The organism is Streptomyces sp. AK02-01A, from assembly GCF_033795305.1.
Taxonomy (GTDB): domain Bacteria; phylum Actinomycetota; class Actinomycetes; order Streptomycetales; family Streptomycetaceae; genus Streptomyces.
The window spans coordinates 19,692-46,595 of sequence record NZ_JARBAE010000043.1 but is presented as its reverse complement, the minus strand read 5'-3'; the positions used below and the strand labels follow the sequence as shown (position 1 = coordinate 46,595).

The 26,904-nt window shown below is 70.4% G+C and carries 26 protein-coding genes; 14 read left to right on the top strand and 12 right to left on the bottom strand.

Features of this window, described 5'->3' with window-relative positions; genetic code table 11:
* Positions 1 to 43: 43 nt before the first annotated feature.
* Positions 44 to 376, bottom strand: a complete 333-nt coding sequence (locus PV679_RS29445) for a DUF3817 domain-containing protein (RefSeq protein WP_319683573.1) — start codon at positions 374 to 376, stop codon at positions 44 to 46.
* Between the two features lie 52 nt (positions 377 to 428).
* Entirely contained in the window at positions 429 to 935 is a 507-nt protein-coding gene (locus tag PV679_RS29440) for a MarR family transcriptional regulator (RefSeq protein WP_319683572.1), read from the bottom strand.
* A gap of 178 nt (positions 936 to 1,113) precedes the next feature.
* On the opposite strand from PV679_RS29440, the gene PV679_RS29435 reads away from it, so the two are divergent.
* Complete coding sequence (locus PV679_RS29435) at positions 1,114 to 2,190, top strand: glycoside hydrolase family 6 protein (protein ID WP_319683570.1); 1,077 nt, start codon at positions 1,114 to 1,116, stop codon at positions 2,188 to 2,190.
* Positions 2,191 to 2,234: 44 nt separating this feature from the next.
* Here the strand turns inward: PV679_RS29435 and PV679_RS29430 are convergent, their stop codons facing one another.
* The 4 genes from PV679_RS29430 to PV679_RS29415 all read right to left on the bottom strand — a co-directional run bounded on the left by PV679_RS29430 (position 2,235) and on the right by PV679_RS29415 (position 6,872).
* Entirely contained in the window at positions 2,235 to 4,205 is a 1,971-nt protein-coding gene (locus tag PV679_RS29430) for a kelch motif-containing protein (protein WP_319683569.1), read from the bottom strand.
* A gap of 3 nt (positions 4,206 to 4,208) precedes the next feature.
* Positions 4,209 to 5,969, bottom strand: coding sequence for a cellulose synthase catalytic subunit (locus tag PV679_RS29425; RefSeq protein ID WP_319683567.1), 1,761 nt, complete (start codon positions 5,967 to 5,969; stop codon positions 4,209 to 4,211).
* Between the two features lie 268 nt (positions 5,970 to 6,237).
* Positions 6,238 to 6,531, bottom strand: a complete 294-nt coding sequence (locus PV679_RS29420; RefSeq protein WP_319683565.1) for an MTH1187 family thiamine-binding protein — start codon at positions 6,529 to 6,531, stop codon at positions 6,238 to 6,240.
* Positions 6,528 to 6,872 carry a DUF3817 domain-containing protein gene (locus PV679_RS29415; RefSeq protein WP_319683563.1) on the bottom strand — a complete coding sequence of 115 codons (345 nt, stop codon included), beginning with the start codon at positions 6,870 to 6,872 and terminating at the stop codon, positions 6,528 to 6,530. Before PV679_RS29415 ends, PV679_RS29420 begins: the two co-directional genes overlap by 4 nt.
* Positions 6,873 to 7,056: 184 nt before the next feature.
* Here PV679_RS29415 and PV679_RS29410 point away from each other — a divergent pair, with 184 nt between their 5' ends.
* The 4 genes from PV679_RS29410 (at position 7,057) to PV679_RS29395 (ending at position 9,799) form a co-directional block, all read left to right on the top strand.
* Positions 7,057 to 7,737 carry an AIM24 family protein gene (locus PV679_RS29410; RefSeq protein ID WP_319683562.1) on the top strand — a complete coding sequence of 227 codons (681 nt, stop codon included), beginning with the start codon at positions 7,057 to 7,059 and terminating at the stop codon, positions 7,735 to 7,737.
* Positions 7,737 to 8,387 carry an AIM24 family protein gene (locus tag PV679_RS29405; RefSeq protein WP_319683560.1) on the top strand — a complete coding sequence of 217 codons (651 nt, stop codon included), beginning with the start codon at positions 7,737 to 7,739 and terminating at the stop codon, positions 8,385 to 8,387. The genes PV679_RS29410 and PV679_RS29405 overlap by 1 nt, the downstream gene beginning before the upstream one ends.
* Entirely contained in the window at positions 8,384 to 9,184 is an 801-nt protein-coding gene (locus PV679_RS29400; protein WP_319683559.1) for an AIM24 family protein, read from the top strand. Before PV679_RS29405 ends, PV679_RS29400 begins: the two co-directional genes overlap by 4 nt.
* 138 nt (positions 9,185 to 9,322) lie before the next feature.
* A complete protein-coding gene (locus PV679_RS29395) occupies positions 9,323 to 9,799 on the top strand; it encodes a MarR family winged helix-turn-helix transcriptional regulator (protein WP_319683558.1) in 477 nt (158 codons plus the stop codon).
* Between the two features lie 77 nt (positions 9,800 to 9,876).
* On the opposite strand, the gene PV679_RS29390 is transcribed toward PV679_RS29395, so the two are convergent.
* Positions 9,877 to 11,394, bottom strand: coding sequence for a HAMP domain-containing sensor histidine kinase (locus PV679_RS29390; RefSeq protein ID WP_319683557.1), 1,518 nt, complete (start codon positions 11,392 to 11,394; stop codon positions 9,877 to 9,879).
* Positions 11,391 to 12,053 (bottom strand): response regulator transcription factor, encoded by a 663-nt coding sequence (locus tag PV679_RS29385; protein WP_319683556.1) that lies wholly within the window; start codon positions 12,051 to 12,053, stop codon positions 11,391 to 11,393. The genes PV679_RS29390 and PV679_RS29385 overlap by 4 nt, the downstream gene beginning before the upstream one ends.
* A 115-nt stretch (positions 12,054 to 12,168) precedes the next feature.
* Here PV679_RS29385 and PV679_RS29380 point away from each other — a divergent pair, with 115 nt between their 5' ends.
* Positions 12,169 to 12,666: a PepSY domain-containing protein gene (locus PV679_RS29380; RefSeq protein WP_319683554.1), complete on the top strand. Its 498-nt coding sequence runs from the start codon at positions 12,169 to 12,171 to the stop codon at positions 12,664 to 12,666.
* Between the two features lie 85 nt (positions 12,667 to 12,751).
* Here PV679_RS29380 and meaB read toward each other — a convergent pair whose 3' ends face one another.
* Positions 12,752 to 13,711 carry a methylmalonyl Co-A mutase-associated GTPase MeaB gene (gene meaB, locus PV679_RS29375; protein WP_319683552.1) on the bottom strand — a complete coding sequence of 320 codons (960 nt, stop codon included), beginning with the start codon at positions 13,709 to 13,711 and terminating at the stop codon, positions 12,752 to 12,754.
* Between the two features lie 32 nt (positions 13,712 to 13,743).
* A complete protein-coding gene (locus tag PV679_RS29370) occupies positions 13,744 to 14,943 on the bottom strand; it encodes an acetyl-CoA C-acetyltransferase (protein WP_319683551.1) in 1,200 nt (399 codons plus the stop codon).
* A gap of 144 nt (positions 14,944 to 15,087) precedes the next feature.
* Here PV679_RS29370 and mce point away from each other — a divergent pair, with 144 nt between their 5' ends.
* The 7 genes from mce to PV679_RS29335 all read left to right on the top strand — a co-directional run bounded on the left by mce (position 15,088) and on the right by PV679_RS29335 (position 24,556).
* Positions 15,088 to 15,516 carry a methylmalonyl-CoA epimerase gene (gene mce / locus PV679_RS29365; RefSeq protein ID WP_319683550.1) on the top strand — a complete coding sequence of 143 codons (429 nt, stop codon included), beginning with the start codon at positions 15,088 to 15,090 and terminating at the stop codon, positions 15,514 to 15,516.
* 159 nt (positions 15,517 to 15,675) lie between these two features.
* Positions 15,676 to 19,392, top strand: coding sequence for a polarized growth protein Scy (scy, locus tag PV679_RS29360; protein WP_319683549.1), 3,717 nt, complete (start codon positions 15,676 to 15,678; stop codon positions 19,390 to 19,392).
* Positions 19,393 to 19,506: 114 nt separating this feature from the next.
* Positions 19,507 to 20,445, top strand: a complete 939-nt coding sequence (locus tag PV679_RS29355; protein WP_319683548.1) for a cellulose-binding protein — start codon at positions 19,507 to 19,509, stop codon at positions 20,443 to 20,445.
* Between the two features lie 133 nt (positions 20,446 to 20,578).
* Positions 20,579 to 21,547, top strand: coding sequence for an ABC transporter ATP-binding protein (locus PV679_RS29350; RefSeq protein ID WP_319683546.1), 969 nt, complete (start codon positions 20,579 to 20,581; stop codon positions 21,545 to 21,547).
* Positions 21,548 to 21,553: 6 nt separating this feature from the next.
* Positions 21,554 to 22,333, top strand: coding sequence for an ABC transporter permease subunit (locus tag PV679_RS29345; protein ID WP_319683544.1), 780 nt, complete (start codon positions 21,554 to 21,556; stop codon positions 22,331 to 22,333).
* 184 nt (positions 22,334 to 22,517) lie between these two features.
* Positions 22,518 to 23,687: an ABC transporter ATP-binding protein gene (locus PV679_RS29340; protein ID WP_319683542.1), complete on the top strand. Its 1,170-nt coding sequence runs from the start codon at positions 22,518 to 22,520 to the stop codon at positions 23,685 to 23,687.
* Entirely contained in the window at positions 23,684 to 24,556 is an 873-nt protein-coding gene (locus PV679_RS29335; protein ID WP_319683541.1) for an ABC transporter permease subunit, read from the top strand. Before PV679_RS29340 ends, PV679_RS29335 begins: the two co-directional genes overlap by 4 nt.
* Before the next feature lie 38 nt (positions 24,557 to 24,594).
* Here the strand turns inward: PV679_RS29335 and PV679_RS29330 are convergent, their stop codons facing one another.
* Positions 24,595 to 24,924 carry an ATP/GTP-binding protein gene (locus PV679_RS29330; protein ID WP_319683539.1) on the bottom strand — a complete coding sequence of 110 codons (330 nt, stop codon included), beginning with the start codon at positions 24,922 to 24,924 and terminating at the stop codon, positions 24,595 to 24,597.
* A 211-nt stretch (positions 24,925 to 25,135) separates the two neighbouring features.
* Here PV679_RS29330 and PV679_RS29325 point away from each other — a divergent pair, with 211 nt between their 5' ends.
* Positions 25,136 to 26,194, top strand: a complete 1,059-nt coding sequence (locus PV679_RS29325) for an LLM class flavin-dependent oxidoreductase (RefSeq protein WP_319683538.1) — start codon at positions 25,136 to 25,138, stop codon at positions 26,192 to 26,194.
* Between the two features lie 134 nt (positions 26,195 to 26,328).
* Here PV679_RS29325 and PV679_RS29320 read toward each other — a convergent pair whose 3' ends face one another.
* A complete protein-coding gene (locus PV679_RS29320; RefSeq protein ID WP_319683537.1) occupies positions 26,329 to 26,721 on the bottom strand; it encodes an SCO5389 family protein in 393 nt (130 codons plus the stop codon).
* Between the last annotated feature and the right edge of the window lie 183 nt (positions 26,722 to 26,904).

The window sequence follows — 26,904 nt, the reverse complement described above, 5'->3', positions numbered from 1 at the left end:
GGACGGCCTCGATACGGACCGGGACGGGGCCGGAGCGGTGGGATCAGACCTTGACGGCGGCCGGCGCCGGGTCGGCGATCAGCGGCTCGACCTCGCGGACGACCTTGCGCTCCACGAAGAAGGCGGCGGTCGGGATGGTGCCGGACAGCAGCACCCAGACCAGCTTGCCGAACGGCCAGCGGGCCTTCGAGCCGAGGTCGAAGGCGAAGATCAGATAGATGATGTAGAGCACGCCGTGGATCTGCGAGACCACGAGCGTGAGGCCCTCGCCCTTGTCGAAGCCGTACTTGAACACCATGCAGGTGCACAGCAGCAGCAGCATGACGGCGGTGACGTATGCCATCACCCGGTATCGGGTCAGCACGCTCTTCTTCATGCCGTCGAGCGTAACCGGCACGTTCCGGGCGATCTCCGCGGGGGCCGCCCGCTCACTCCTCGAAGTCCCGGGCCGCGACCCGCAGCGGGCGCAGTATCGCGAAGATCTCCGCGCACTCCTCCGCGTCGTACGCCCCGAGACCGAAGTCCATGTCCATCAGATCGCGGGTGGCGGCGTCCACCACCTTGCGGCCCTTCTCCGTGATGGAGGCGAGCGTGCCGCGGCCGTCGTTGGGATTGGGACGCTTGTCGACCAGCCCCGACTTCGCCAGCCGGTCGACAGTGTTGGTGACGGACGTCGGGTGGACCATCAGCCGCTCGCCGATCTTGGACATCGGCAGCTCGCCCGCCTTGGAGAAGGTGAGCAGCACCAGCGCCTCGTACCGGGCGAAGGTCAGCCCGTACGGTTTGACCGCCGCGTCGACCTCGGCGAGCAGGATCTGGTGCGCGCGCATGATCGAGGTGATCGCGCCCATCGAGGGCACCGGACCCCAGCGCTGCTGCCAGAGTTCGTCTGCGCGTGCGATGGGATCGAAGGGAAGGCTGAGCGGCTTCGGCACGGCATCGACCTTACCCACTGGTCATATGACGGTCAGCTCCGTCTCGCCTTTCGGTCCGGCAGGCGAGGACGGAAGCCGCCGGGACCGCCCGCCCGGTGTCGTACCTCATGGCCGTCTTTCCGTTATGTAACGATATGCCCAATCCATCGATTCACCAGCAGTCGTCCGAGGGGGCGGGATGTCCGGCCGCAGACCGCACCGCCCGTTCCGTACGTCGCGCGCGCTCGGTGCGTACCGGCTGACGCGCACCGTCGCCGCCGCCACCGTCGCGGCCGTTCTCGCGCTCACCGCACTCGGCTGCGCCTCCGCGCGGCAGACCGGCCGGAGCACGGCCGGTCAGGCCAGTCCCCCGGCGGACGCGGCCGACAGCGGCGCCGCGTCGCCCTTCTGGATCGACCCGGAGAGCGACGCGGCCCGGCAGGTCAAGCTGTGGGAGAAGCAGGGACGCGCGGCCGACGCGAAGGCGCTCAGGCGGATCTCCGAACGCGCCGTGGCGCACTGGCCGGCCGACGAAGATCCCGTACCGGAGATCAGAAGAGCCGTGCGGCACGCGGCGCCCGGCAAGCGCACGGTGGTCCTCGTCGCGTACAACATCCCGCACCGCGACTGCGGGCTGTACTCGGCGGGCGGCGCCCGCGACGCCCAGTCCTACCGCGACTGGCTCGGCTCCTTCGCCGACGCCATCGGAGACGCGCGGGCCATCGTCATCCTGGAGCCGGACGCCGTCCCGCACCTCGTGGACGGCTGCACGCCCGCGCAGCACCACGCCGAGCGGTACGAGCTGCTCTCCCAGGCGATCGTCCGGCTGAAGCGGCTGCCGCACACCAGGGTCTATCTGGACGCCGGCAATCCGGAGTGGATCTCCAACCCGGCCAGGCTCACCGAGCCGCTGCGGCGGGCCGGCGTCAAAACGGCCGACGGCTTCTCGCTCAATGTGTCCAACTTCCAGACGAACGAGACGGTCAAGGCGTTCGGGACGCGGCTCTCCGGAATGCTGGACGGCGCCCACTTCACCGTCGACACCAGCAGAAACGGCGCGGGCCCGCTGCCGAAGGACCGCAATCAGCCCTGGTGCAACCCGCCGGGCCGGGCACTGGGCACACCGCCGACCACCAACACCGGCAACGAGCTTCTCGACGCCTATCTGTGGATCAAGCGGCCCGGCGAATCGGACGGTCCCTGCCGCGGCGGCCCGGCGGCGGGCACCTGGTGGCCCGACTACGCTCTCGGGCTCGCCCGCAGAACGAAGCTCTGAGGCCACCGGCGCCCACGGCACCAGTGATCCGCGCTGTCCGCGCGCTACTTCACCAGCAGCCACTTCGCCACGGACGGCACACCGCGCGCGTCGGTGACGAACAGCATGTACCAGCCCGCGGGCACCAGGGCCCGGTCCGCCGGGACCTCCATCGTCACCGAGTCCCGGTCGCTGCTCAGCGAGAGTTCGATCGAGCGCTGCTCGACATCGGTGGTGTGTGTGACGGCGCTCGGCCGCATCAGCCGCGCCTTCACGATCCGGCCGGGATCCGCCGTCCTGAAGGTCGCCCGGCCGCCCCGGACGATCTCGCCGGGCCCCGATCCCAGCACCGGCCGGTCCACCGTGCCGGTTCCCGAGCCCTGGAGATACGGCGGCGTGTAGATCTCCACGCGCTGCTCGAACGTCCCCAGCTTGGTGTTGTCGGCGTCGCCGAAGAGCGGGTCGGAACCGAAGGTGACCACCCGGCCGTCCGGCAGCAGCAGCGCCTCGGAGTGGTAGTCGCGTCCCACGGTCGGATCGGCGGCGGGCCGGAAGCTGTTGCTCCGCGGGTCGTAGAACTGCGCCTTCAGGATGTCGCTGGCGCCGCGGCCCCGGTAGTCCGAGGAACCGCCGCTGGTGAAGACGGTGTCGTCCGGCAGCAGCACACTGCTCAGATAGCGCGTGCCCTGCGGCAGCCGCGGTCCCTCACGGAAGGCCGGGCTGTCCTCCTTGAGGTCGACGATCGCCGTACGCGCGGTGGCTTTGGACGACTCACCGACCCCGCCGCCGCCGAGGAGCATCACCCGCTGGTCCTGCGCGGGCGGCAGCATCAAGGAGGCCGAGGTCTCGGTCTGGTCGGCGTCGGTGAGCCCGCCGACCTTGGTGAAGGTGTTCGTCCGCGGATCCCACAGCCCCGGCTGCCGGCCCTTCAGCGCGGGCCCGTAGCCCGCGTTGGAGCCGGAGTAGAAGAGCGTCCCGCCCTTGGTCAGGAAGAGCGCGGGATACGTCGGGAAGTAGCGGGTGGGCCCTTTGGACCACTTCTTGGTCCTCGGGTCGTACAGCTCGTTGTCCCCGGTGAGTACGGCGCCGATGTCGTCCAGCCCGGAGACCGCGAGCACCTTGCCGTCGTCCAGCGTCACCAGCGTCGGATACCAGCGGGCCTCCTTCATCGGATCGACCGGGATGTACTTCTCGGCCCTCGGGTCGAACTCGTACGCCGACTTGATGCCCTGGAAGTCCTGCTTCTCGGTGGTGATCTTCTGCGCGATGCCGTAGACGTTGTCCGCCTCCCGGCCCCGCAGGCCGACGATCTCGTACTGCGCGGCCTGGGTCGTCAGCGACCCGGGTCCCTCTTTGGCGGCCTCGACGAACACCCGCGCCTCACCGGCGGTCATCCTGGTCTTCCAGGGCAGCACCCGGCCGCCCTCGCCGTATCCGACCTTCACCTGCCGCCGCGCCTTGGGCACGGTGACGTCGAACTTGCTGACGTACTCCATGCCCGACGGAGAGCGGAAGCGCGTGCCCTTCTTGAACGTGTAGCCGCGGTCCGGATTCTCGTTCTTGACCCGCATCCGGCCGGCCGCCCGTCTGACCTCGCCGTCGAGCACCTCGTACCGCGCCGTGCCACCGGCCACCAGCAGCCGGCCGTCCGGCAGTTGAGCGTGGCCCGAGCAGAAGAAGTCCTCCGGAGTGGGGATCTTCTTGAAGGTGTTGTCCGCCGGATTCCAGAGGATCGTGTCGAACGATCCCTCGTCGAACTTCTTCTGGTTGTTGCCGGAGCCGGCGATGATCAGCACCTTGCCGGTGTGCAGCAGCGCCGCGTGGATCGCGTTCGTACGGTACTGACTCGGGACGTCGAGCAGCTCCCAGGAGCCGTACTGCCGTTTGTAGCCGGGCTGCGCGATCTTGTACGCGTGGTACGTCTCCTCCGCGAAGGAGAACGCCGCCGGGGCGTTGAGAGCCGCGAGCACCACCAGCGCTCCGCCTCCCAGCAGCGTCTTCTTGAACTTCTTCGACGGCGTGTACGGGTGGGACATGGCTCAGTTCCCTCCTGTCGTCGTGGCGAACGCGGGCTCCGGCTCCTCTCCTGTCTCGGCGGCGACGGTGACGGCCCTCGCCTCGCCTCGCTCCCGCAGCGTGGTCCAGCTCCAGACGGCGACCGGAGAGAGCGCGATGGCCAGTGCCAGCACGGCCCAGGTGCGCATCGCGGCGTGCGTGTGGCCGAGGTACGAGGACGCGACGAGGGAGCTGATGAGCACCGCGGCCCAGTAGAGATGGAGGCGGAAGGTCATCAGCCGGTCGGGGCTGGCCTCCCGGCCCTTCGGAGTGACCACGAAGCGGCCATGGGTGCGCAGCACCGCCGATCCCAGCGACTTCAGATAGACGGGCGCGCAGAGCGCGGACATCGCCATCCCGGCCAGGCCGCCCGAGCCCTCGGGCTCGTGCGGCGAGACGTTGTGCCGGCGGTTCCAGAGGTAGAGGCCGATCTGGAGAGCGGCGGCGTCGCTGTAGAGCATCAGCAGGACCGAGGACGAGACCTGTGTGCCGGAGGCGCCCAGCCAGAGGAAGAGGGCGCAGCTCAGGATCCCGAGAAACCAGTTGACCGCGGTCATCGGGTAGTAGACGAGCATCAGCGTGTAGCTGAGCAGCCGGCCCGGCGGCACCCGGAAGGGCGCCTTCCAGTACTGCTTGAACAGCGTCTCGTACGTCCCTCGGGACCAGCGGAGCTGCTGGGTGAAGAAGTCCGTCCAGGACGCGGGTCCTTCGCCGACAGCCAGGACGTCCGGTGTGTAGACGGAGCGCCAGTACCGGCCGGTGTCCGGGTTCCTTCTGCGGTGCAGCTCGAATCCGGTGGCCATGTCCTCGGTGATCGAGTCGTACAGACCGCCGATCTGCAGCAGCGCGCTGATCCGGACGGCGTTGTTCGTGCCGACGAACATCGGAGCGTGGTAGCGGTTCCCGGCCCGCTGGATCAGCGCGTGGAACAGGAACTGCTGGGACTCGGCGGCCTTGGTGACCGGAGAGGTGTAGTTGCCGTACACCTGCGGGCCCACGACGAAGGCGATGTCCGGGTCGCGGAAGTAGCCCAGCATCCGTTCGAGGTAGTTCGGCAGCGGCACATGGTCGGTGTCGACGGAGGCGAAGAAGTCGTAGTCGGCGCCGTGCATGGCGAGCCAGGCGTTGTAGTTGCCGTGCTTCGTCCGCGCCTTGTGCACGCCCTTGTCCCGGTTCCACTCCGGTACGCCGTGGCGGGTGAAGTGGCGGACGCCCAGCTCCGCGCAGAGGGCTCTGGCCTCGGCGTCGTCGCCCTCGTCGAGCAGCCAGACGTCGAACGGGCCGTGGTGGCGCAGCCGTACGGCGCCTTCGAGCGTGGCCCGCGCCATGGCGAGAGGCTCCTTGCCCGGCACATAGGTGGTGAGGAACGCGACCCGGGTGCCGAGCTCGGCGGGCACGGGTACCGGGTCTCTGGCGACCAGCGTGGCGTGGGCCACCGAGGCCACGTTGACCAGCATGAAGAAGGCGATGAGCCCGATCGACGCGAGCATCACCTGGTCGAAGACCACCAGCCAGCGGTCGGCGCCCTCCCGTTCGGTGCGGTGAGTGGGCCAGACGAGATAGACCAGCAGGCCACCGGAGAGCACCGGGGCCAGGGTCATCAGCAGTACCGCCCGTATTCGGTGCGGCTCCCGCGAGAGCAGACTCCGGTACTGCACCTGATAGGGAGTGGTGGCGCGGTCCGGCTGTGTGAGCGGACCGGCCAGACAGCTGTACGTGTCGTAGTCGTACCCTTCCGGCCGCACGATGCCTCCAGCTCACTAGCGAGGTCGATATCACCACAGAAAGGGAGATTCACCTGCATGTCGACTGGATGCGTCCGTGCGAGCGGTTTTGCCGTCGCGGGCCCTCGTGTAGGCCGTTGGAGTAGCGCCGGCGGCCGCGGACGGAGCGGCGCGGACACCCGGCCGAGGGCCCGGCTCGGGCCCGACACCGCTGCCGGGCCCGGGAGTTGAGGCGCGTACTCGGCCGGTCGCGCGCGGCGGACGCGCCCGGCCGGCGGTACCGGGGCGTTCAGCCGGAGAGGTGACGCTCCACCGTCTCGACCTTGGAGGTGAGACCGTCCGTGACACCGGGCCGGATATCGGCCTTGAGGACGAGCGAGACCCGCGGCGCGCGGGCCTCGACCGCGGCGACGGCCCGCTTGACCACGTCCATCACCTCGTCCCACTCACCTTCGATCGAGGTGAACATGGCGTCGGTACGGTTCGGCAGCCCGGACTCGCGGACGACGCGTACGGCGTCGGCGACATACTCACCGACGTCCTCGCCCACACCCAGCGGGCTCACGGAAAAAGCGACGATCATGCGTTCACCGTACCCTCGCGGCGGGCGCGGGAGGCGATGACCTCGGCCTCGGCGGCCCGCTTGAGCTTGCGCTCGGCGAAGAAACCGCCGGTCGGCAGGACGGAGAGGACGAAGTAGAGGGCGGCCGTGCCGAAGGACCACTTGGTGCGGTTCCAGGCGTCCAGCCAGAAGATCACATACAGGACGAAGAGCAGGCCGTGGACCGCGCCCATGACCGGAACCGCGTTGAACTCCGTCGTGCGCTTGAGTACCGAGCAGACCAGCAACAGCAGGAAGGACACGGCCTCCGGCGCGGAGACCAGACGGAGGCGGTGGAGGGAGGAGGCGGTCTTGATGTCCACGAGGCAGGCACTTTCGTCATCGGGGGCGAGGTGATCGTGCGAACGCGGATCCCGCGCGTGCGGACTCGCGGACGCGGCATCTGGTGACGCGATCTTGTGAACGCGTGCACAAGCGTCGGTTCATTGTGGCAGCCCGGCTTTGCCCGACCGTTATCAGGGTCGGGTCAGGGACGATCCTGGACGGATGCCTCTGTTCGCGCATGCCGCCGCCGGTTACCTTCGATCCGTGGCTCAGTTCCGACTCCAAGGCAGCAAGGTGCTCGCCGTCGATATGACCGGTGATGCCGTCAAAGCGAAGAACGGCTCGATGGTCGCATACGACGGCCAGATGGCCTTCAAGAAGATGTCCGGCGGCGGTGAGGGCCTGCGCGGAATGGTGACCCGCCGGCTCACCGGCGAACAGATGACCGTGATGGAGGTGACAGGCCGGGGCACCTGCTATTTCGCCGACCGGGCGAGCGAGATCAACCTTGTCTCGCTGCACGGCGACAAGCTCTTCGTCGAGGCGAGCAATCTGCTCTGCGCCGACGCGGGACTCAGAACCGGCACGTCCTTCACCGGGCTGCGCGGCGGCGCGACGGGCAACGGCCTGTTCACGACCACCGTCGAGGGCACCGGCCAGGCCGCGATCATGTCGGACGGTCCGGCGGTGATCCTGCGCGTGACCCCGCAGTACCCGCTGTCGGTCGACCCCGGCGCCTACATCGCGCACCAGGGCGGTCTCCAGCAGCATTTCCAGTCCGGAGTGAACTTCCGGACGCTGATCGGCGAGGGCTCCGGCGAGGCCTTCCAGATCCGCTTCGAGGGCGACGGACTCGTGTACGTACAGCCGAGCGAGCGCAACACCGTCGGCGGTGACGTCTGATGCCGTTCCGCGAGATCAACTCGAAGATGGTCGAGGCGACGGTGCTTCCCGGCCAGAAGATGTACAGCCAGCGCGGCGCGATGCTCGCGTACCGCGGCGAGGTCAGCTTCACGCCGAACACACAGGGCGGACAGGGCGGCCTGATGTCGATGATCGGCCGGCGCGTCGCCAACGAGGCGACTCCGCTGATGACGGTCGAGGGCAGCGGCACGGTGCTGTTCGGCCACGGCGGCCATCACATCCAGGTCATCGGCCTCGCCGGTGACACGCTGTATGTCGAGGCCGACCGGCTGCTCGCCTTCGACGGGACCCTGGAGCAGGGCACGATGTTCATGGGCTCGCAGGGCGGGGTCATGGGCATGGTGCGCGGCCAGGTGACGGGCCAGGGCCTGTTCACCACGACCCTCAGGGGCCATGGCGCGGTCGCGGTGATGGCGCACGGCGGTGTGATCGAGATCCCCATCACGCCGGGCCGGTCCGTCCATGTGGACCCGCAGGCGTATGTCGCGCACCACGGCGACGTACGGAACAAGCTCTCCACCGCGCTCGGCTGGCGCGACATGGTGGGCCGCGGCTCGGGCGAGGCGTTCCAGCTTGAGCTCAGCGGCAGTGGTGCGGTGTACGTCCAGGCGTCGGAGGAGAAGCTGTGAGCGCGCCCGTGGTGTTCGACCCGATGACGCTGCCGAGCGACGACAACGTCAATCCGTACACCTTCTGTGTGGAGCTCAAGGGCAGCCAGTGGCTGCTGCAGAAGGGCAAGATGATCGCCTACTACGGGCGGATCGACTTCAACGGCGTGGGCCTCGGCCGCTTCGACCGGCTGTTGCGCACCAGCTTCCACTCACCGCTGCACGCCGGTGACTGGGTGGTGGCCGAGGGCAGCGGCAAGATGCTGCTGGCCGACCGGGCCTTCGACGTCAACTCGTTCGACCTGGAGGAAGGGAATCTGACGATCCGCTCCGGGAATCTGCTGGCGTACCAGCCGAGCCTCGCGCTGAAGCAGTCGATCGTGCCGGGCTTTCTGACGCTGATCGGTACGGGCAAGTTCGTCGCGGCGTCGAACGGGCCCGTGGTCTTCATGGAGCCGCCGATCCGGGTGGATCCGCAGGCGCTGGTGGGCTGGGCGGACTGTCCCTCACCCTGCCACCACTACGACCACGGATATATGACCGGAGTGATGGGCGGCCTGCGGGCGCTGACCGGGATCGGCGGAACCTCCGGCGAGGAACACCAGTTCGAGTTCGTCGGCGCCGGCACGGTGCTGCTCCAGTCGACGGAGACGCTGATGCCGGAGCAGGCGACCGGCGCGGCGCCTCGGCAGGACGGCGTGCCCGGCGGCGGCGTGCCCGGCGGCGGCGTGCCCGGCGGCGGTCACGGCGGTCAGCAGGGTGCCGCGCCGAGGCTTCCCGGTCAGCTCGGAGACCTCCAGCGTCGATTCGGATTGTGAGCGATAGTCTGCACACGGTGACGTCGAACGCCTGCGCTCTTCCGTCGAACGGGTGCCCGGCGCGGGCGGCCGGCGTGGTGCCCGGCGTCACAACCGGAGACTTCGTCCAAAATTCAACTTCTTAGGTAGAATCCCTCTATGGAGACCGAGACAGCCACCCGCTGGCTGAGCGATGCGGAGCAGTGCGCGTGGCGCACCTATGTGGATGTCAAGAGCCTGTTGACAAACCAGCTTGAAAAAGACCTGCAGCCGTTCGGCCTGACCATAAACGACTACGAGATCCTGGTGAATCTCTCGGAGTCGGCGGAGCGGCGCATGCGGATGAGTGACCTCGCGGGCGCGACGCTCCAGTCGAAGAGCCGGCTCTCCCACCAGATCACCCGGATGGAAGCCGCGGGCCTGGTCCGCAGGGAGCACTGCGAGTCGGACCGGCGCGGACTCTTCGCGGTCCTCACCGATCACGGCATGGAGACCATGCAGAAGGCCGCGCCGCTGCATGTCGCGTCCGTACGCAGACACTTCATCGATCTGCTCTCGCCGGAGGCGCTCGCGGACCTGAGTCAGTCGCTGACGCCGGTGGCGGAGCATCTGCGCGGGCAGCGCGGCAAGATCTGAGCGCCGCTCCGCCGGGCGAGGACGGGACGGGCGCGGTCGACGGGACCGCGCCGGGTCCCGGCCGCCGTTCGCCGTGTTCAGCGGGCGTCGGCGTTCGCCGCCGGCAGGCGCGGTTCGACCACCGGCAGGCGCAGTTCGAAGAGAGCGCCGCCGGCCGGCGACCGGCCGCCCGTGAGCGTCCCACCATGGCGCCGGGCCACATCGCGGGCGATGGCCAGCCCCAGTCCGGCGCCGCCGTCGTCGCGGCCGCGGGCCTCGTCGAGCCGTACGAACCGCTCGAAGACCCGCTCACGCTCCGCCTCCGGCACTCCGGAGCCGTCGTCGCCGACCGCGAGCACCGCCCGGCCGCCCTCCCGGCGCACGGACGCGCTGACCGACGCCTTCGCGTGGCGCTGCGCGTTGTCCAGCAGATTGCCCAGCACCCGGGCCAACTGGCCGCGTGATCCCGTCACTTCGAGCCCGGCCGCCAGATCGAGCGAGACCGGGATCCGGTCCGTGGTCCGCTGCGAGACCTCCGCGCGGACCAGCGCGGCCAGATCGAACCGCGCCTGGCCCGGTGCCTCTCCCGCGTCCAGCCGGGCCAGCAGCAGCAGATCGGCGGCGAGTCGCTGAAGCCGTACGGTGTCCGCGACCGCGCCCGGCACATCCAGCAACTCCGGGTGCGCGTCGCCGACTTCGAGCTGCGTACGCAGCGAGGCGATCGGGCTGCGCAGTTCGTGCGAGGCGTCCGCGACAAAGCGGCGCTGCCGTTCGACGGCGGCCTCCAGCGCGGTGAGCGTCTCGTTGGTCGTCCGGGCCAGCCGCGCGACCTCGTCGTGCGTGCCGGGCTCGGGCACCCGTCGGGAGAGATCCTCGGAGCGGGTGATGGCCGCCATCTCGCGCCGGATGCCCTCCACCGGCCTGAGCGCCCGCCGGGTCACCAGCCAGGTGACTCCACCGACGACCAGCAGCAGGACCGGCAGGCCCACCAGCATCGCCACGGCGGCCGTGCCGACCGCGCTCTGCCGGGCGGCCAGCGACGCGCCCGCGTGGACGAGGACCGTCGCGCCCGTGCCGTCGGTCACCTCGACCGTGGCGAACCGGTAGTCGTCCGTCGTACCGTCCACCGTCGCGCTTCCAGAACCGTACGAGGTGCGGCCGATCTCGCCGACGGTGGGATCGTCGTCATCACCGCTCCGGCCACGGCCATGGCCGCTGTCGTCGCCGTCGTCGCCACCGCTCGCGCCGCCGGGCTCCGTGCTCTCCCCGGCGGTGGGACTGGGCACGGATGTCACGGCGGGCAGTCCGGCGCCGCTGATCCGCTCCAGGTCCTTGCCGGCCGCGAGCAGCCGGCCGTTCTCGTCGACCACCCGCACCGGATGGTCCTCCTCGTCCGGCAGCGCCAGACCGGCGTAGTCCGTCCGCCCCGGGACCCGGGAGGCGATGTCCAGGGCGACCTCGCGCGCCGCGGAATCCGCCTCCCGGTCGGCGCGGTCGGTGAGGTTCGAACGCAGCGAGAGGAGGACCGAGACACCGGCGGCGAGCAGCGCCACCGCCACCACGGCCGTCGCGCCGAGCGACGCCTTGGCCCGTACGGACGCGAAACGGCGTCTCATGCCGCGACCAGCCGGTAGCCGGCGCCGCGCACCGTCTGGATACAGGCGGCGCCCATCTTGCGCCGCAGAGCGCTGATGTAGACCTCGATGATGTTCGGGTCGCCGTCATAGGCGAAGTCCCAGACGTGTTCCAGGATCTCGGGCTTTCCGACCACCTCGCCCGCGCGGGTCGCCAGTTGCTCCAGCACGGCGAACTCCTTGACGGTGAGCGCCACTTCGGTCTCGTCCCGGAAGACGCGGCGGGCGGCCGTGTCGATGGTGAGAGCGCCGACGCACAGGACCGGCGAGGCACCCGCCGAGCCGCGGCGGCGCAGCAGCGCCTTGACCCGGGCGACCAGCACGACGTACGAGAACGGCTTGGTCAGATAGTCGTCGGCGCCGGTGTCCAGTCCCTCGGCCTCGTCGTACTCGCCGTCCTTGGCGGTGAGCATCAGGATCGGCACGTCGTTGCCGGCCGCGCGCAGCGCGGCACAGACCCGGTAGCCGTTCAGACCGGGCAGCATGATGTCGAGCACGACCAGGTCGTAGACGCCCTCGCCGGCCCGGTGGAGCCCTTCACGGCCGTCGTGGACGACATCCACGGCGAAGCCCTCGGCCGTCAGTCCCTTGGCCAGCGAGACGGCGAGCCGCCTCTCGTCCTCCACGATCAACAGGCGCATGGCCCCACCCTCCCAAAGGGAACCTGAAGATCTCTTCAGGTGGCTTCAGGCTGCCTTCAGCTTCCCTGGGCCACATTGAAGTCGTTCGCGGACGACCGACTGGGGAGGACCTCTCATGAAGCGCAATCTCGTCATCGCGGCCATCACGGCGGCGGCACTGATCGGCGGCGGCACCTATACGGCGGTCGCCATGGGCGACGACGACCGGAGCGGTACGGCGAGCACGGCGTCCTCCGGGCCCGTGACGGCGCCGACGGCCTCGCGGGACGCGACGGACGGCTCCGGGCCGGACGGCTCACGGGAAGGGACGGACGGCTCGCGGGAACGGACCGGCGCCGGAGGCAGGGACCTCACCGCGAGCGAGGCCGCCGCGGCGGCGCTCACGAAGCGTCCCGGCTCCGTGGTCTCCGTCGAGCTCGACGACGACGGACCGCGCCGGAGCGCCCGCTGGGAGGTCGAGATCCTCGGCACGGACAACCGCCGGCACGAGCTGAAGGTGGACGCCGTCACCGGCGCCGTACGCGCCGACGACCGCCGTCACGAAGACGACCGGGACGACCGGGACGACCGCGACGACCGGTCCGGCCGCGGCGACGACGGCCGGGACGGCTGACCGGCGCGAGCGAGCCCGTACACCGCCCGGCCGCACACGGCCGGGCGGTCCGCGTCGGACCCTGGCCACCGGCCGTCGAGCGGCTTCAGTCCCGGCCCGTGATCCCCGCGACCAGTTCGTCCGCCGCCGTGTACGGATCGAGTTCGCCCGCCACGATCCGCTCGGCCAGCGCGTCCAGCCGGCGGTCGCCGTGCAGATCGCCGATGCGCTCGCGGAGCGCGGTGACCGCGATGGTCTCCACCTCGCGGGCCGCGCGCCCGGCCCGGCGCCGCGCCAGGACATCGTGCTCCTCCATCCAGGCCCGGTGCTTCTCCAGCGCTTCCACGACCTCGTCGATGCCCTCGCCGCGCGCGGCGACGGTCTTGACGATCGGCGGCCGCCAGTCGCCGGGGCCCCGGCTCTCGCCGAGGCCGAGCATATGGTTCAGCTCGCGGGCCGTCGCGTCGGCGCCGTCCCGGTCCGCCTTGTTGACCACGTAGATGTCACCGATCTCCAGGATCCCGGCCTTCGCCGCCTGGATCCCGTCGCCCATGCCCGGCGCCAGCAGTACCACCGAGGTGTCGGCCTGCGAGGCGATCTCGACCTCCGACTGGCCGACTCCGACGGTCTCCACCACGATCACGTCGCAGCCCGCCGCGTCCAGCACCCGGATCGCCTGCGGCGCCGCCCAGGCCAGTCCGCCGAGATGGCCGCGGGTCGCCATCGAGCGGATATAGACGCCGGGGTCCGAGGCGTGCTCGGACATCCGGACGCGGTCGCCGAGCAGCGCTCCTCCCGAGAAAGGAGACGAGGGATCGACGGCCAGCACCGCGACCCGCTTGCCCGCCCGCCGGTAGGCGGAGACCAGCGCGGAGGTCGAGGTCGACTTGCCGACACCGGGCGGGCCGGTGAGACCGACGACGTAGGCGTTGCCCGCGAGCGGTGCCAGCGCCGCCATCACCTCACGGAGCTGCGGCGACGCCCCCTCGACCAGCGAGATCAGCCGGGCCACGGCCCGCGGCCGGCCCTCCCGTGCCTGAGCCACCAGCTCGGGGACGTCCTGCATCTGCGGCTCCGTTCCTCGGAAACGTACGACGGTCAGCCGGCCACGCGCACGATCAGCGCGTCGCCCTGGCCGCCGCCGCCGCACAGCGCCGCCGCGCCGATCCCGCCGCCGCGCCGCTTCAGCTCCAGCGCGAGATGGAGCACGAGGCGCGCGCCGGACATCCCGATCGGATGGCCGAGCGCGATGGCGCCGCCGTTCACATTGACCTTCTCCGGAGAGACGCCGAGATCCTTCATCGACTGCACCGCGACCGCGGCGAAGGCCTCGTTGATCTCGATGAGATCGAGGTCTCCGACCCCGAGGCCCTCCTTCTTCAGCGCGTGCTGGATCGCGTTGGACGGCTGGGACTGGAGGGAGTTGTCCGGGCCCGCCACATTGCCGTGCGCGCCGATCTCCGCGATCCAGTCGAGACCCAGCTCCAGCGCCTTGGCCTTGCTCATCACCACGACCGCCGCCGCACCGTCGGAGATCTGTGAGGAGGTGCCGGCCGTGATGGTGCCGTCCTTGGCGAACGCGGGCCGCAGCCGGCCCAGGGACTCCGCCGTGGTCTCGGCGCGGATGCCCTCGTCCTGCGAGAAGAGCAGCGGATCGCCCTTGCGCTGCGGGATCTCCACCGGGACGATCTCGGCCTCGAAGACGCCGTTCTTCTGCGCGGCGGCGGCCCGCTGGTGCGAGAGCGCGCCGAACTCGTCCTGCTCGGGCCGGGCGATGCGCAACCGGGTGTTGTGCTTCTCCGTCGAGGCGCCCATGGCGATGTTCTCGAAGGAGTCGGTCAGGCCGTCGTGCGCCATCGCGTCGAGCATCTCGACCGCGCCGTACTTGTAGCCCTCGCGGGACTTGGGAAGCAGATGCGGAGCGTTGGTCATGGACTCCTGGCCGCCCGCGACCACCACGTCGAACTCGCCGGCCCGGATGAGCTGGTCGGCCAGCGCGATGGCGTCGAGCCCGGAGAGACAGACCTTGTTGACGGTCAGCGCCGGGACATTCATCGGAATGCCGCCCTTGACCGCGGCCTGGCGTGCCGGGATCTGTCCCGTCCCGGCCTGCAGCACCTGGCCCATGATCACGTACTGCACCTGGTCACCGCTGATACCGGCCCGGTCCAGCGCCGCCTTGATGGCGAAGCCGCCCAGCTCGGCGCCGGAGAAGGACTTCAGCGAGCCGAGAAGCCGCCCCATCGGGGTACGGGCGCCCGCGACGATCACGGAAGTGGTGGTGTTCGTATCCGACATGAGACGCGATCCCCTTTGCGTGCGGCTGAGAAGTGAACGAGGGTTCACTTCAAATGTACTGAGCGGTACGGCTCCCGGTCACCGGGCGGCGCGTGTGATCGCGCGCACGTTGCGTAATCACCGGCGTACCGCTGCACTGGATCCATGCTGACGCGAATCGACCACATCGGGATCGCCTGCTTCGACCTCGACGCGACTGTCGAGTTCTACCGGGCCACCTACGGTTTCGAGGTATTCCACACCGAGGTCAACGAGGAGCAGGGCGTACGCGAAGCCATGCTCAAGATCAACGAGACGTCCGACGGCGGAGCTTCGTATCTCCAGCTCCTCGAACCGATCAGGGAGGATTCCGCCGTTGGGAAGTGGCTCGCCAAGAACGGCGAGGGCGTGCACCACATCGCGTTCGGGACGGCGGACGTGGACGGAGACGCCCAGGCGGTCCGTGACAAGGGCGTACGTGTGCTGTACGACGAGCCGCGCACCGGTTCCATGGGCTCCCGCATCACGTTCCTCCATCCCAAGGACTGCCACGGCGTACTCACAGAACTGGTCACCTCCGCCCGGGAGCACTGACCTTAAGGATTCCCGGCCCGGTACAGTGGACCGCTCCGGGCCGGGGCCGGGTCGGGGCCGTGTGCCCGCAGTTGATCTGACACCATTCCCCGGGGGGCCGTTCGCCGCGAACGGTGCTCGATCGGGCAGTTGCGACCAGGGGACGGATGGGACCGCGCAGTGCGGGGCTACGAACGCCAGGAGAGCCACCGAGCTGACGACGACCACCTCTCGCGGTTCGAAGCCGAGATGGACCGGCTGAAGACCGCGCGAGAGAAGGCCGTCCAGCACGCCGAGGACCTCGGTTACCAGGTCGAGGTATTGCGCGCCAAGCTCCACGAGGCACGCCGTAGCCTGGCCACCCGTCCCTCGTATGACAACGCCGATCTCGGCTACCAGGCCGAACAGCACCTCCGTAACGCCCAGATGCAGGCCGAGCAGATGCGCTCGGACGCCGAACGCGAGCTGCGTGAGGCCCGCGCGCAGACCCAGCGCATCCTCCAGGAGCACGCCGAGCACCAGGCCAGGCTCCAGGCCGAACTGCACACCGAGGCCGTCCAGCGCCGGCAGCGGCTCGACCAGGAGCTGGCGGAGCGCCGCCAGACCGTCGAATCGCATGTCAACGAGAACGTCGCCTGGGCGGAGCAGCTCCGCGCCCGTACCGAGTCCCAGGCCCGCAGACTGCTCGACGAGTCCCGCGCCGAGGCCGAGCAGTCGCTCGCCGCCGCCCGCGCGGAGGCGGCCCGGGTCACCGAGGAGGCCCGCCGCCGGCTGGGCTCGGAGGCCGAGGCGGCCCGTGCCGAGGCGGAAGCGCTTCTGCTGCGGGCCCGCAGGGACGCCGAGCGGATGCTCAACGCCGCCTCCGCGCAGGCGCGGGAGGCCGCCGGTCACGCCGAGCAGCTCCGGATGTCCACGACCGCCGAGGCCGACCAGGCGCGCCAGCAGGCCGCCGAGCTGAGCCGCGCCGCCGAGCAGCGGATGCAGGAGGCGGAGGAGCGGCTGCGCGCGGCCCGCGCCGAGGCCGAGAAGGTCGTCACGGAGGCCAAGGAGGCCGCGGTCAAGCGGCTGGCCGGCGCCGAGTCGCAGAACGAGCAGCGCACCCGTACGGCCAAGTCGGAGATCGCCCGGCTGGTGGGCGAGGCGACGAAGGAGGCCGAGGCCACCAAGGCCGAGGCCGAGCAGGCGCTCATCGACGCCCGCGGAGAGGCCGAGAAGCTGGTCGCGGAGGCCGCGGAGAAGGCCCGCGCCGCCGCCGCCGAGGACGCCGCGGCCCAGCTCGCCAAGGCGGCCAGGACGGCCGAGGAGGTGCTGACCAAGGCGTCCGACGACGCCAAGGCCACCACCAGGTCCGCCGGTGAGGAAGCCGAGCGGATCCGGCACGAGGCCGAGGCCGAGGCGGACCGGCTGCGCGGCGAGGCGGCCGAGCAGGCCGACCAGCTCAAGGGCGCGGCCAAGGACGACACCAAGGAATACCGCGCCAAGACGGTCGAGCTCCAGGAGGAGGCGCGCAGGCTGCGCGGCGAGGCCGAGCAGCTCCGGGCCGACGCGGTCGCCGAGGGCGAGCGGATCCGCGGTGAGGCCAGGCGCGAGGCCGTCCAGCAGATCGAGGAGGCGGCCAGGACCGCCGAGGAACTGCTGACGAAGGCCAAGGCCGACGCGGACGAGCTGCGCTCCGGCGCGACCGCCGAGAGCGAGCGGGTCCGCACCGAGGCCATAGAACGCGCCACGACCTTGCGCCGGCAGGCCGAGGAGACGCTGGAGCGCGCCCGCGCCGAGGCCGAGCGGCTCCGGGCCGAGGGCGAGGAGCAGGCCGAGGCGACCAGGACGGCCGCCGAGCAGGCCGCGGCCGGGCTGCGCGAGGAGACCGAGCGCGGTGTCGAGTCCCGCAAGTCCGAGGCCGCCGGCGAGCTGACCCGGCTGCACACGGAGGCCGAGCAGCGGCTCGCCTCCGCCGAGGAGGCGCTCACCGACGCACGCTCCGAGAGCGAGCGGATCCGGCGCGAGGCCGCCGAGGAGACCGAGCGGCTGCGTACCGAGGCCGCCGAGCGCGTCCGTACGCTCCAGGCGCAGGCCGAGCGGGAGGCCGAGCGGCTGCGTACCGAGGCCGCCGCCGACGCGTCGGAGTCGCGTGCCGAGGCGGAGAACGCGGCGGTACGACTGCGTACGGAAGCGGCCACGGAGGCGGAGCGGCTCAAGACCGAGGCCCAGGAGAGCGCCGACCGGATCAGGTCGGAGGCGGCGGCCGCCGCCGAACGGGTCGGCGCGGAGGCGGCGGAGGCGCTGGACGCCGCGCGGGAGGAGGCGAGCCGGCGCCGCCGGGAGGCCGAGGAGACCCTCGCGAGCGCGCGTACGGAGGCGGACCAGGAGCGCGAGCGGGCCCGCGAACAGAGCGAGGACCTGCTCGCCTCGGCGCGCAAGCGGGTCGAGGAGGCGGGTGCCGAGGCGCAGCGGCTGGTCGAGGAGGCCGACCGCCGTGCCACGGAGATGGTGGCCGCCGCCGAGCAGACCGCCCAGCAGGTACGGGACTCCGTCGCCGGTCTCCAGGACCAGGCCGAGCAGGAGATCGCGGGCCTGCGGTCGGCCGCCGAGCACGCCGCCGACCGGACCAGGACCGAGGCGCAGGAGGAGTCGGACCGGGTCCGCGCCGACGCGTACGCCGAGCGGGAGCGCGCCACCGAGGACGCCAACCGGACCCGTGCCAGGGCCCAGGAGGAGTCCGAGGCGGCCCAGGCGCTCGCCGAGCGCACGGTCGGCGAGGCCATCGCCGAGGCGGAGCGGATGCGCGCCGACACCGCGGAGTACGCGCAGCGGCTCAGGACCGAGGCGTCGGACTCGCTCGCCTCGGCCGAGCACGACGCGGCTCGCGCGCGCGCCGAGGCCCGCGAGGACGCCAACCGGATCCGCGGCGACGCCGCCGCGCAGGCCGACCGGCTCATCGGGGAGGCCACGAGCGAGTCCGAGCGGATGCGCGCCGAGGCCGCCGAGACGGTGGGCTCCGCGCAGCAGGCCGCCGAGCGGCTGCGGACCGAGGCGGCTCAGCTCAAGGCCGACACCGAGGCCGCCGCGGAGCGGCTGCGGACCGAGGCCCAGGACGAGACCGACTGGCTCCTCGACGAGGCGCGCAAGGACGCGGCGAAGCGTCGCGCCGACGCCGCCGGCCAGGCCGACCAGCTCATCAACAAGGCCCAGGAGGAGGCGCTGCGCGCCGCCACCGAGGCCGAGAAGCAGGCCGACACGATGGTGGGCGCGGCCCGCTCGGAGGCCGACCGCATCACCGCGGACGCGACGATCGAGGGCAACTCGCTGGTGGAGAAGGCCCGTACGGACGCGGACGAGCTGCTCGTCGGCGCGCGCCGTGACGCGGCGGCCATCCGGGACCGGGCCGAGGAGCTGCGCGAGCGCGCCGAGAGCGAGGTCGAGCAGCTCCATGAGCGGGCCCGCCGGGAGACGTCCGAGCAGATGAAGACCGCCGGCGAGCGTGTCGACAAGCTGATGAAGGCCGCCACCGAGCAGCGGGCGGAGGCCGAGGCGAAGGCCAAGGAGCTGGTCGCCGACGCCGGCTCGGAGGCGAGCAAGGTCCGGATCGCCGCGGTGCGGAAGGCCGAAGGACTCCTCAAGGAAGCCGCGCAGAAGAAGGCCGAATTGATCAAGGAAGCCGAGAAGCTGCGCGCCGACGCCGCCCAGGAGGCGAAGCGGACGGTCGAGGACGGCAAGCGCGAGCTGGATGTCCTGGTCCGCAGACGCGAGGACATCCAGGCCGAGATCTCCCGTGTGCAGGACGTACTCGAAGCATTGGAGTCATTTGAGGCACCCTCCGCACCCGCGAAGGACAGCCCCGTCAAAGCCGGCGCCACGGCGGGGACCACCCGTTCGAGCGGCAAGTCCTCGGAGAGCTAGCCACTCAAAAGGCTGGACATTCTTCAGACCAAACCGGCATCCGCTCGATGACACGCCGCTTAGGCCCCTAGGATTCCCCCTATCACCTCACCGGTCTCATTCGACAGGAACCCCATGAGCGACACTTCCTCCCCATTCGGCTTCGAGCTCGTGCGGCGTGGTTACGACCGCGGTCAGGTGGACGACCGCATTACCAAACTCGTCGCCGACCGTGACAGTGCCCTGGCCCGCATCACCTCTCTGGAAAAGCGCATCGAGGAACTCCACCTCGAAACGCAGAACGCTCAGGCCCAGGTCAGCGACGCGGAGCCGTCGTACGCCGGGCTCGGCGCCCGCGTCGAAAAGATCCTCCGCCTCGCCGAGGAGGAGGCGAAGGACCTGCGCGAGGAGGCACGTCGCGCGGCCGAGCAGCACCGCGAGCTCGCCGAGTCCGCCGCCCAGCAGGTGCGCAACGACGCCGAGTCGTTCGCCTCGGAGCGCAAGTCCAAGGCCGAGGACGAGGGCGTCCGTATCGTCGAGAAGGCGAAGGGGGACGCGTCCAGTCTGCGCTCGGAGGCGCAGAAGGACGCGCAGTCCAAGCGCGAGGAGGCCGACGCGCTCTTCGAGGAGACCCGCGCCAAGGCCGCCCAGGCCGCCGCGGACTTCGAGACGAACCTCGCCAAGCGGCGTGAGCAGTCCGAGCGTGACCTGGCGTCGCGTCAGGCGAAGGCCGAGAAGCGCCTGGCGGAGATCGAGCACCGCGCCGAGCAGCTCCGCCTTGAGGCCGAGAAGCTGCGTACGGACGCGGAGCGCCGTGCCCGTCAGACGGTCGAGACGGCCCAGCGCCAGTCCGAGGACATCGTGGCCGACGCGAACGCCAAGGCCGACCGGATCCGCAGCGAGTCGGAGCGCGAGCTGGCGGCGCTCACCAACCGCCGCGACTCGATCAACGCTCAGCTCACCAACGTCCGCGAGATGCTGGCCACGCTGACCGGTGCCGCGGTGGCCGCCGCGAGCAGCCCGGCCGACGACGAGCCGATCTCCCGCGGTGTGCCGGCCCAGCAGTCCCGCTGAGCCGGTCGGGTCCCGCCGGATCCGGCCCGCCGCGGGGCAGGTGACGCGGCGGAACCGGCCCCGTATATAACGATCGCGCAAGCCCCTCGCCACTCCGGTGGCGAGGGGCTTCGCGCGCCTCTAGGTTGTCGGCATGATCGAGGTCGAGGGTCTCACCAAACGCTTCGGCCGCAAGGTCGCTGTCGATCAGCTCTCCTTCCAGGTGCGACCTGGGGTGGTGACGGGCTTTCTCGGACCCAACGGGGCGGGCAAGTCGACCACCATGCGGATGATGCTCGATCTGGACAATCCGACCAGTGGTTCGGTGCGGATCGACGGCAAGCACTACCGTCAGCTCGCGGAACCTCTCAAGCACATAGGTGCGCTGCTGGAGGCCAAGGCCATGCACGGCGGCCGCAGCGCGTACAACAATCTCCTCTGTCTGGCACAGAGCAATCGCATCCCGGCGAGCCGTGTCTCCGAAGTCCTCGACATGGTCGGACTGTCCGCGGTGGCGAACAAGAAGTCGAAGGGTTACTCGCTCGGTATGGGCCAGCGGCTCGGAATCGCGTCGGCCCTGCTCGGTGATCCAGAGATCCTGATGTTCGACGAGCCGGTCAATGGTCTGGACCCGGAGGGAATTCACTGGATCCGGAATCTGATGAAGCATCTCGCCCAAGAGGGCCGGACGATCTTCGTCTCCAGTCATCTCATGAGTGAAATGGCCCTCACGGCCGACCACTTGATCGTCATTGGCCAGGGAAAACTCCTGGCGAACACGTCGATGGCCGAGTTCATCCGGGAGAACTCCCGCAGTTACGCGCGACTGCGCTCACCGCAGCGGGAGCGGCTGAAGGACGTCCTGCACGAGGCCGGCTTCACCACGACCGAGACGGACGAAGGCGTACTGGAAATCGACGGCGCGTCCACCGAGGAGCTCGGCCAGCTCGCGGCGGACCACCAGATCGTGCTGCACGAGCTGAGCTCCCAGCGGGCCTCGCTCGAAGAGGCGTTCATGCAGATGACGCTGGAGTCGGTGGAGTATCACGCGCATTCGGGCGCCGCCGAGGAACGGTCCGCCGGGCCCGGATGGGGCCAGGACCGCCAGGGCAAGGGAGCCTGACACACGATGGCATCGGTACCAGCGGTCCTCCGGTCGGAGTGGACCAAGATCCGTACGGTCTCGTCCACCACCTGGACACTGATCAGCGCACTGGTCGTGACCGTGGCCCTGGGCGCGGCGCTCTCCGCGCTGCTGAACTCCACGTTCGACGATCTCTCACAGGCCCAGCGGGTCACCTTCGATCCGACGCTCACCAGTTTCTCCGGGATGATCCTCGGCCAGCTCGCGATGGTGGTCTTCGGTGTGCTGGTGGTCGGCTCGGAGTACAGCTCCGGCATGATCCGCACCTCGCTGGCCGCCGTACCGCAGCGCGCCACGTTCCTGTTCAGCAAGATCCTGGTGGCCGGAGTGCTGGCGCTGGTGGTCGGCGTGGTGACGGGCTTTCTGGCGTTCTTCCTCGGCCAGGCGCTGCTCGGTGACCACGGCACGAGCATCGGCGAGCCGAATGTGCTGCGCGCGGTGATCGGCAGCGGTCTCTATATGACGCTGATCGCCGTCTTCTCGATGGGTGTCACGGCGATGCTGCGCAGCTCGATGCTGTCGCTCGGCATCCTGATGCCGTTCTTCTTCCTGGTCTCCCAGATCCTGTCGGCGGTCCCGGTCGCCAAGGACGTCGCGCGCTACTTCCCGGACCAGGCCGGTTCGAAGATCCTTCAGGTGGTCCCGAACGCCATGGACTCGGGCGAGGCGCCGTACGGTCCCTGGGGCGGGCTGGGGATCCTGGTGCTGTGGGTGGTGGCGGCGCTGGTCGGTGGCTACGCCGTCCTGAAGAAACGCGACGCCTGACCGTCTCGTCCGGCGGCCACCGCCGGGCCCCGCCCGGCGCCGCGCGACGCTTTCCGGGCCGACGCTCCGCCGGAACGGCTTGGCCGGAACCGTCAAGGCATGGATATCCTCCTAACTCTAACGGGGGCCTTAGGCCGGCAGCGGCCACTGCCCCGACGACCTCACCTGTCGATGGGGCTGGAGAATGATCGAGGCAGTCGGCCTGACGAAGCGCTACGGCGCCAAGACGGCCGTGGACAACCTTTCCTTCCAGGTACGGCCGGGACATGTCACCGGCTTCCTGGGCCCCAACGGTTCGGGCAAGTCGACGACGATGCGGATGATCCTCGGCCTCGACCGGCCGAGCGCGGGCCGCGTGACGGTCGGCGGCCATCCCTTCCGGCTGCTGCCGAACGCTCCGCGCCAGGTCGGCGCGCTCCTTGACGCCAAGGCGGTGCACGGCGGACGCAGCGCGCGCAATCATCTGCTCTCGCTGGCCCAGCTCTCCGGTATCCCGGCCGCCAGGGTCGACGAGGTGCTCGGTGTCGTCGGCCTCCAGAATGTCGCCCGCCGCCGCTCGAACGGCTTCTCGCTCGGTATGGGCCAGCGCCTCGGTATCGCGGCGGCGCTCCTCGGTGACCCGCAGGTGCTGCTCTTCGACGAGCCGGTCAACGGTCTGGACCCGGAGGGCATCCTCTGGGTCCGCAATCTGATGAAGCAGCTCGCGAGCGAGGGCCGTACGGTCTTCGTCTCCTCGCATCTGATGAGTGAGATGGCTCTCACCGCCGACCATCTCATCGTGATCGGACGCGGTCAGCTTCTCGCCGACATGAGCGTCAAGGACTTCATCTCCGCCAACTCCGCCGACTTCGCTCGGGTGCGCACACCGGAAACGGAGCCGGCTCAGCGGGAGAAGCTGATGGCGGCGCTCGCCGAGGCGGGTGGCCGGGTGCTGTCCGAACCGGACGGCGCCGTGCGGATCACGGGTCTGCCGCTGGCGCGGATCAGCGATCTGGCGCATGAGGCGGATGTACGGCTCTGGGAGCTCTCACCGCACCAGGCGTCGCTGGAGGAGGCGTATATGCGGATGACGCAGGGCGCCGTGGACTACCGCTCGACGGCCGACGCGCTGGCCGGCTTCCAGCCGCCACCGGGATACGGGCCGGAGCCGGCCGGATACCCGCCGCCCGCCGCTGCCGAGGTACCGCAGCAGGCCTGGTACGCCCCGCCGCCGCCCGGAGAGAACCCGTACGCGAGCGCGGCACCGGCCGCCGCGCCGCCGGCTCCGCCCGCCGCGCCCGGACCGCCGGCCGCACCGGTACCGGCGCCCGCCGGTGACATGACCAAGCGCGACAGCAACGAGGACGCCCGATGACGACCCCGTACCAGCAGCAGGCCCCGCGTCCACAGGCCCCGCACCGGCCGGCGCCGTGGGCCGGCGGCCCGGCCGGTGGTTACACCTCGCCGATCCCGGTCCGCCGCGCTCATCTCGGCGACGCGCTGGCGTCCGAGTGGACCAAGCTCCGTTCCGTACGGTCCACGATGTGGACCCTTGGCGTCATGATCGTGCTGGTGCTGGGCATCGGGCTGCTCGCGGCCGTGGCCGTCTCCACCTCCGAGGCCGGCGCCGGTGACGAGCCGGTGCTCGCGCTCGGCTTCTTCGGCGTGCTGCTCGGCTCGATCTGTGTGATCACGCTGGGTGTGCTGACCATCGCCTCGGAGTACGGCACGGGCATGATGCGTACGACCCTGACCGCCTGCCCCAGCCGGGCCCGGGTGCTGGCCGCCAAGTCGCTGGTCTTCTTTCTGCTGGTCCTGGTGATCACGACGGTGACCACCACCGTCACGGCGGCGCTGCAGACCGCGATCCTGGACGCGTCCGCGCCCGGTCTCGCGGACTGGTTCCGGTCGACCGTCGGCGTCGGACTCTATGTGGCGACGCTCGGGCTGCTGGCGCTGGCGGTCGGCGCGCTGGTCCGGCACTCGGCGGGCGCGATCACGATCATGATCGGTGTGGTGCTGCTGCCGCTGGTGCTGGCGCTGTTCATGTTCTCGAACTCACTCGCCGGACTGCGGGACGCGCTGTTCGAGTACTCGATCCCGAACCAGCTCGCGGTGTTCTACGACAACACCGTCGGCCCGTCCTCCGGGCCGTCCGGCTGGGATCCGCTGTGGATTCTGCTGGCGGTGACGGCCGTCACGATGGCGTGCGCCTTCCTGGTAGGCGACAAGCGCGACGTGTGAGCGCGCGGGGCCCTGTCCGGCGCCCGGCGCCGGACGGCTCAGTATCTCGGCGCGTTCCTGGACCGCTGCACCCGTGAGGTGCGGCGGTCCTTCGCGTTCCAGCACGCCTGGTGCCAGTGGCGCCGGTCCTCCACTCCGCCGTACTCGGGCCACGCCACCACATGTGCCACACCGGACGGGATCTCCTGGTCGCAGCCGGGGCAGCGGTAGCGCTTGCCGGCGGCGCTCGCTCCGGCGACATGGCGGACCGACCACTCCTCGCCCTGCCAGGACTCCGACCGCTGGAAGCCGCCGTACCGATCCCCCGCGTCACCGGCACGCTCGATCGGTTTCTCGCCGCCTCGGGGGCGGTTGCGGCGCGGGGACACAGGACACCTCACGGGGCAGACAGCACGGTTCCTCTCCAGCCTACGGCCCGTAGCTGTGGGTACCTGTCCCGCTCCGGACAAGACCGCCCGACCCACAGAAGGCACTTACCGGACAATCGCAAGAACTTCACGCTCCGCCCGTGCCTTTGGCACGTGTCAGGCGTTGTTGCCAGTAGGGGGAGTCGCGTGAGCCGCAAGGAGGCAGCAGGCGATGCGTGTTGGAGCTTTTGTACTGGCGGCGCAGTTCCCGGGCCAGGGACAGGGAGAGGCGCTGCACCGGGCGGTGCGCACCGCCGAGCTCGGCGAGGAATCGGGGCTCGACTCGGTCTGGGTCGCCGAGCACCATTTCGTACCGTACGGCGTGTGCCCGTCGGCCGTGACACTGGCCGGAGTGCTCCTCGGACGCACCAGCCACATCCGGGTGGGTACGGCGGTCAGCGTGTTGCCGAACGTACATCCGGTGGCGCTGGGCGAGCAGGCCGCGCTGCTCCATCTCCTCTCCGGCGGGCGGTTCTCGCTCGGCGTGGGCCGGGGCGGGCCCTGGGTCGATCTGGAGGTCTTCGGCACCGGTCTGAGCGCCTACGAGCGGCATTTCCCCGAGGCGCTGGAGCTGCTGCTGCGCTGGCTGCGCGAGCGCCGGGTGTCGGCTTCCGGTGAGCGCTTCCGTTTCCGTGAGGTCGCCGTCGTGCCACGGCCGGACGAATTGATAGACACACGCGCGGACGCCATCGACACGGCCGGCGACCGCGGCGGTCCTGAGGTGATCGTGGCCTGTACCTCGCCGAAGAGTGTGAAGCTCGCCGCCGAACTCGGCCTGCCGATGCTGCTGGGGATGCACTGCGGCGACGACGAGAAGGCGGAGATGGTCGGCCTCTGGCAGGCCCATGCCCGCGCCGTGGGTCGCACGGCTCCGGAGATCGCGGACGCCGCGCATGTGTCCGCCGGAGTGGCGCAGATCGCGGACTGCCGGGACGAGGCGACGGAGTCTCTCGCCAAGGCGATGCCCGGCTGGCTGCGGCAGGGACTCGGCGCTCATGTGACGGTCGACGGCAGGCCCAGGTCGATGCGGGACCCGGTGGAGTACACGGACCTGCTGTGCGGTCTGCATCCCGTCGGACCGCCCCGGCTGGCCGCGGACCGGCTCGCGGCCACCGCGGAGCGTACCGGCATCAGCCGGTTCGCACTGCTCGTGGAGGGCTCCGGCGATCTGGCGACGACGGAGGAGAACGTACGGCGGCTGGGGACCGAGGTCCTGCCGCTGCTGACCTGACCGGTCCGGCCGTGGTCGTGCGGACAGGAGCCGTGCGCCCGCCGATGGGGCACACAGCGCTCGTACGGATACGGGTTGCTGCCGCTCCGGCACCCCAGGGCATCTCTCGCGGTGCGGAGCGGCAGCAAGCGACGTCAGCAGTCCCGCAGTTCTGGAGACTGGTTGAGAAGCTGGGCCCTCACCGAGGTGAAGCGGGCGAGCCGCTCATCGACCGAGGAGTCCAGCGGAAACACCGCGACGCGGTGGCAGTTCTGGAAGGCGAGACGCACTCCGAAGTGCCGCTGCAGCGCGCCGCGAATGGCATCACTCGCGAGCGCACGCAGCAGTTGTCCACGTGCATGCTCGTCCGGCGGAGGCGTCTGGTTGTCGGCGAACTGTCCACCGTCCACCTTCAGCTGTGCCACCAGAGAGCTGATCATCTCCCATGCGAAGGGCAGGGAGGTCCGGACGCAGTCGACGAAAGCCGCTTCGTCGACCTCGCCTCGCTCGGCCTGGTCCAACAGCGCCGGTGAGACGTCGAGCGACATGGGTTCTCCTCTCGCGACCCCGGGAAGCGGGGCCTTACGGGCAGGGAAGAAGGCGCCGACGACGCAGCGTGCACGACCGGCGACCTCCTGCATCCACGTTAGGCGCGCTGTCCGGACCGCACCAGGAGAATGGGAACACAACCGGCCAGAAACGAAGGGTGCTTCCGGGGCGAATCGCGCGCG

Excerpts from the sequence above, each read along its gene's own strand:
- PV679_RS29350 (WP_319683546.1), top strand. The coding sequence starts at position 20,579 with ATGATCGAGGTCGAGGGTCTCACCAAACGCTTCGGCCGCAAGGTCGCT.
- PV679_RS29445 (WP_319683573.1), bottom strand. The coding sequence starts at position 376 with ATGAAGAAGAGCGTGCTGACCCGATACCGGGTGATGGCATACGTCACC.
- PV679_RS29390 (WP_319683557.1), bottom strand. The coding sequence starts at position 11,394 with ATGAGACGCCGTTTCGCGTCCGTACGGGCCAAGGCGTCGCTCGGCGCG.
- PV679_RS29325 (WP_319683538.1), top strand. The coding sequence starts at position 25,136 with ATGCGTGTTGGAGCTTTTGTACTGGCGGCGCAGTTCCCGGGCCAGGGA.
- PV679_RS29405 (WP_319683560.1), top strand. The coding sequence starts at position 7,737 with ATGCCGTTCCGCGAGATCAACTCGAAGATGGTCGAGGCGACGGTGCTT.
- PV679_RS29320 (WP_319683537.1), bottom strand. The coding sequence starts at position 26,721 with ATGTCGCTCGACGTCTCACCGGCGCTGTTGGACCAGGCCGAGCGAGGC.
- meaB (WP_319683552.1), bottom strand. The coding sequence starts at position 13,711 with ATGCAGGACGTCCCCGAGCTGGTGGCTCAGGCACGGGAGGGCCGGCCG.
- PV679_RS29355 (WP_319683548.1), top strand. The coding sequence starts at position 19,507 with ATGAGCGACACTTCCTCCCCATTCGGCTTCGAGCTCGTGCGGCGTGGT.
- PV679_RS29370 (WP_319683551.1), bottom strand. The coding sequence starts at position 14,943 with ATGTCGGATACGAACACCACCACTTCCGTGATCGTCGCGGGCGCCCGT.
- PV679_RS29340 (WP_319683542.1), top strand. The coding sequence starts at position 22,518 with ATGATCGAGGCAGTCGGCCTGACGAAGCGCTACGGCGCCAAGACGGCC.
- PV679_RS29335 (WP_319683541.1), top strand. The coding sequence starts at position 23,684 with ATGACGACCCCGTACCAGCAGCAGGCCCCGCGTCCACAGGCCCCGCAC.
- PV679_RS29395 (WP_319683558.1), top strand. The coding sequence starts at position 9,323 with ATGGAGACCGAGACAGCCACCCGCTGGCTGAGCGATGCGGAGCAGTGC.
- mce (WP_319683550.1), top strand. The coding sequence starts at position 15,088 with ATGCTGACGCGAATCGACCACATCGGGATCGCCTGCTTCGACCTCGAC.
- PV679_RS29410 (WP_319683562.1), top strand. The coding sequence starts at position 7,057 with ATGCCTCTGTTCGCGCATGCCGCCGCCGGTTACCTTCGATCCGTGGCT.
- PV679_RS29420 (WP_319683565.1), bottom strand. The coding sequence starts at position 6,531 with ATGATCGTCGCTTTTTCCGTGAGCCCGCTGGGTGTGGGCGAGGACGTC.
- PV679_RS29430 (WP_319683569.1), bottom strand. The coding sequence starts at position 4,205 with ATGTCCCACCCGTACACGCCGTCGAAGAAGTTCAAGAAGACGCTGCTG.
- PV679_RS29435 (WP_319683570.1), top strand. The coding sequence starts at position 1,114 with ATGTCCGGCCGCAGACCGCACCGCCCGTTCCGTACGTCGCGCGCGCTC.
- PV679_RS29380 (WP_319683554.1), top strand. The coding sequence starts at position 12,169 with ATGAAGCGCAATCTCGTCATCGCGGCCATCACGGCGGCGGCACTGATC.
- PV679_RS29385 (WP_319683556.1), bottom strand. The coding sequence starts at position 12,053 with ATGCGCCTGTTGATCGTGGAGGACGAGAGGCGGCTCGCCGTCTCGCTG.
- PV679_RS29345 (WP_319683544.1), top strand. The coding sequence starts at position 21,554 with ATGGCATCGGTACCAGCGGTCCTCCGGTCGGAGTGGACCAAGATCCGT.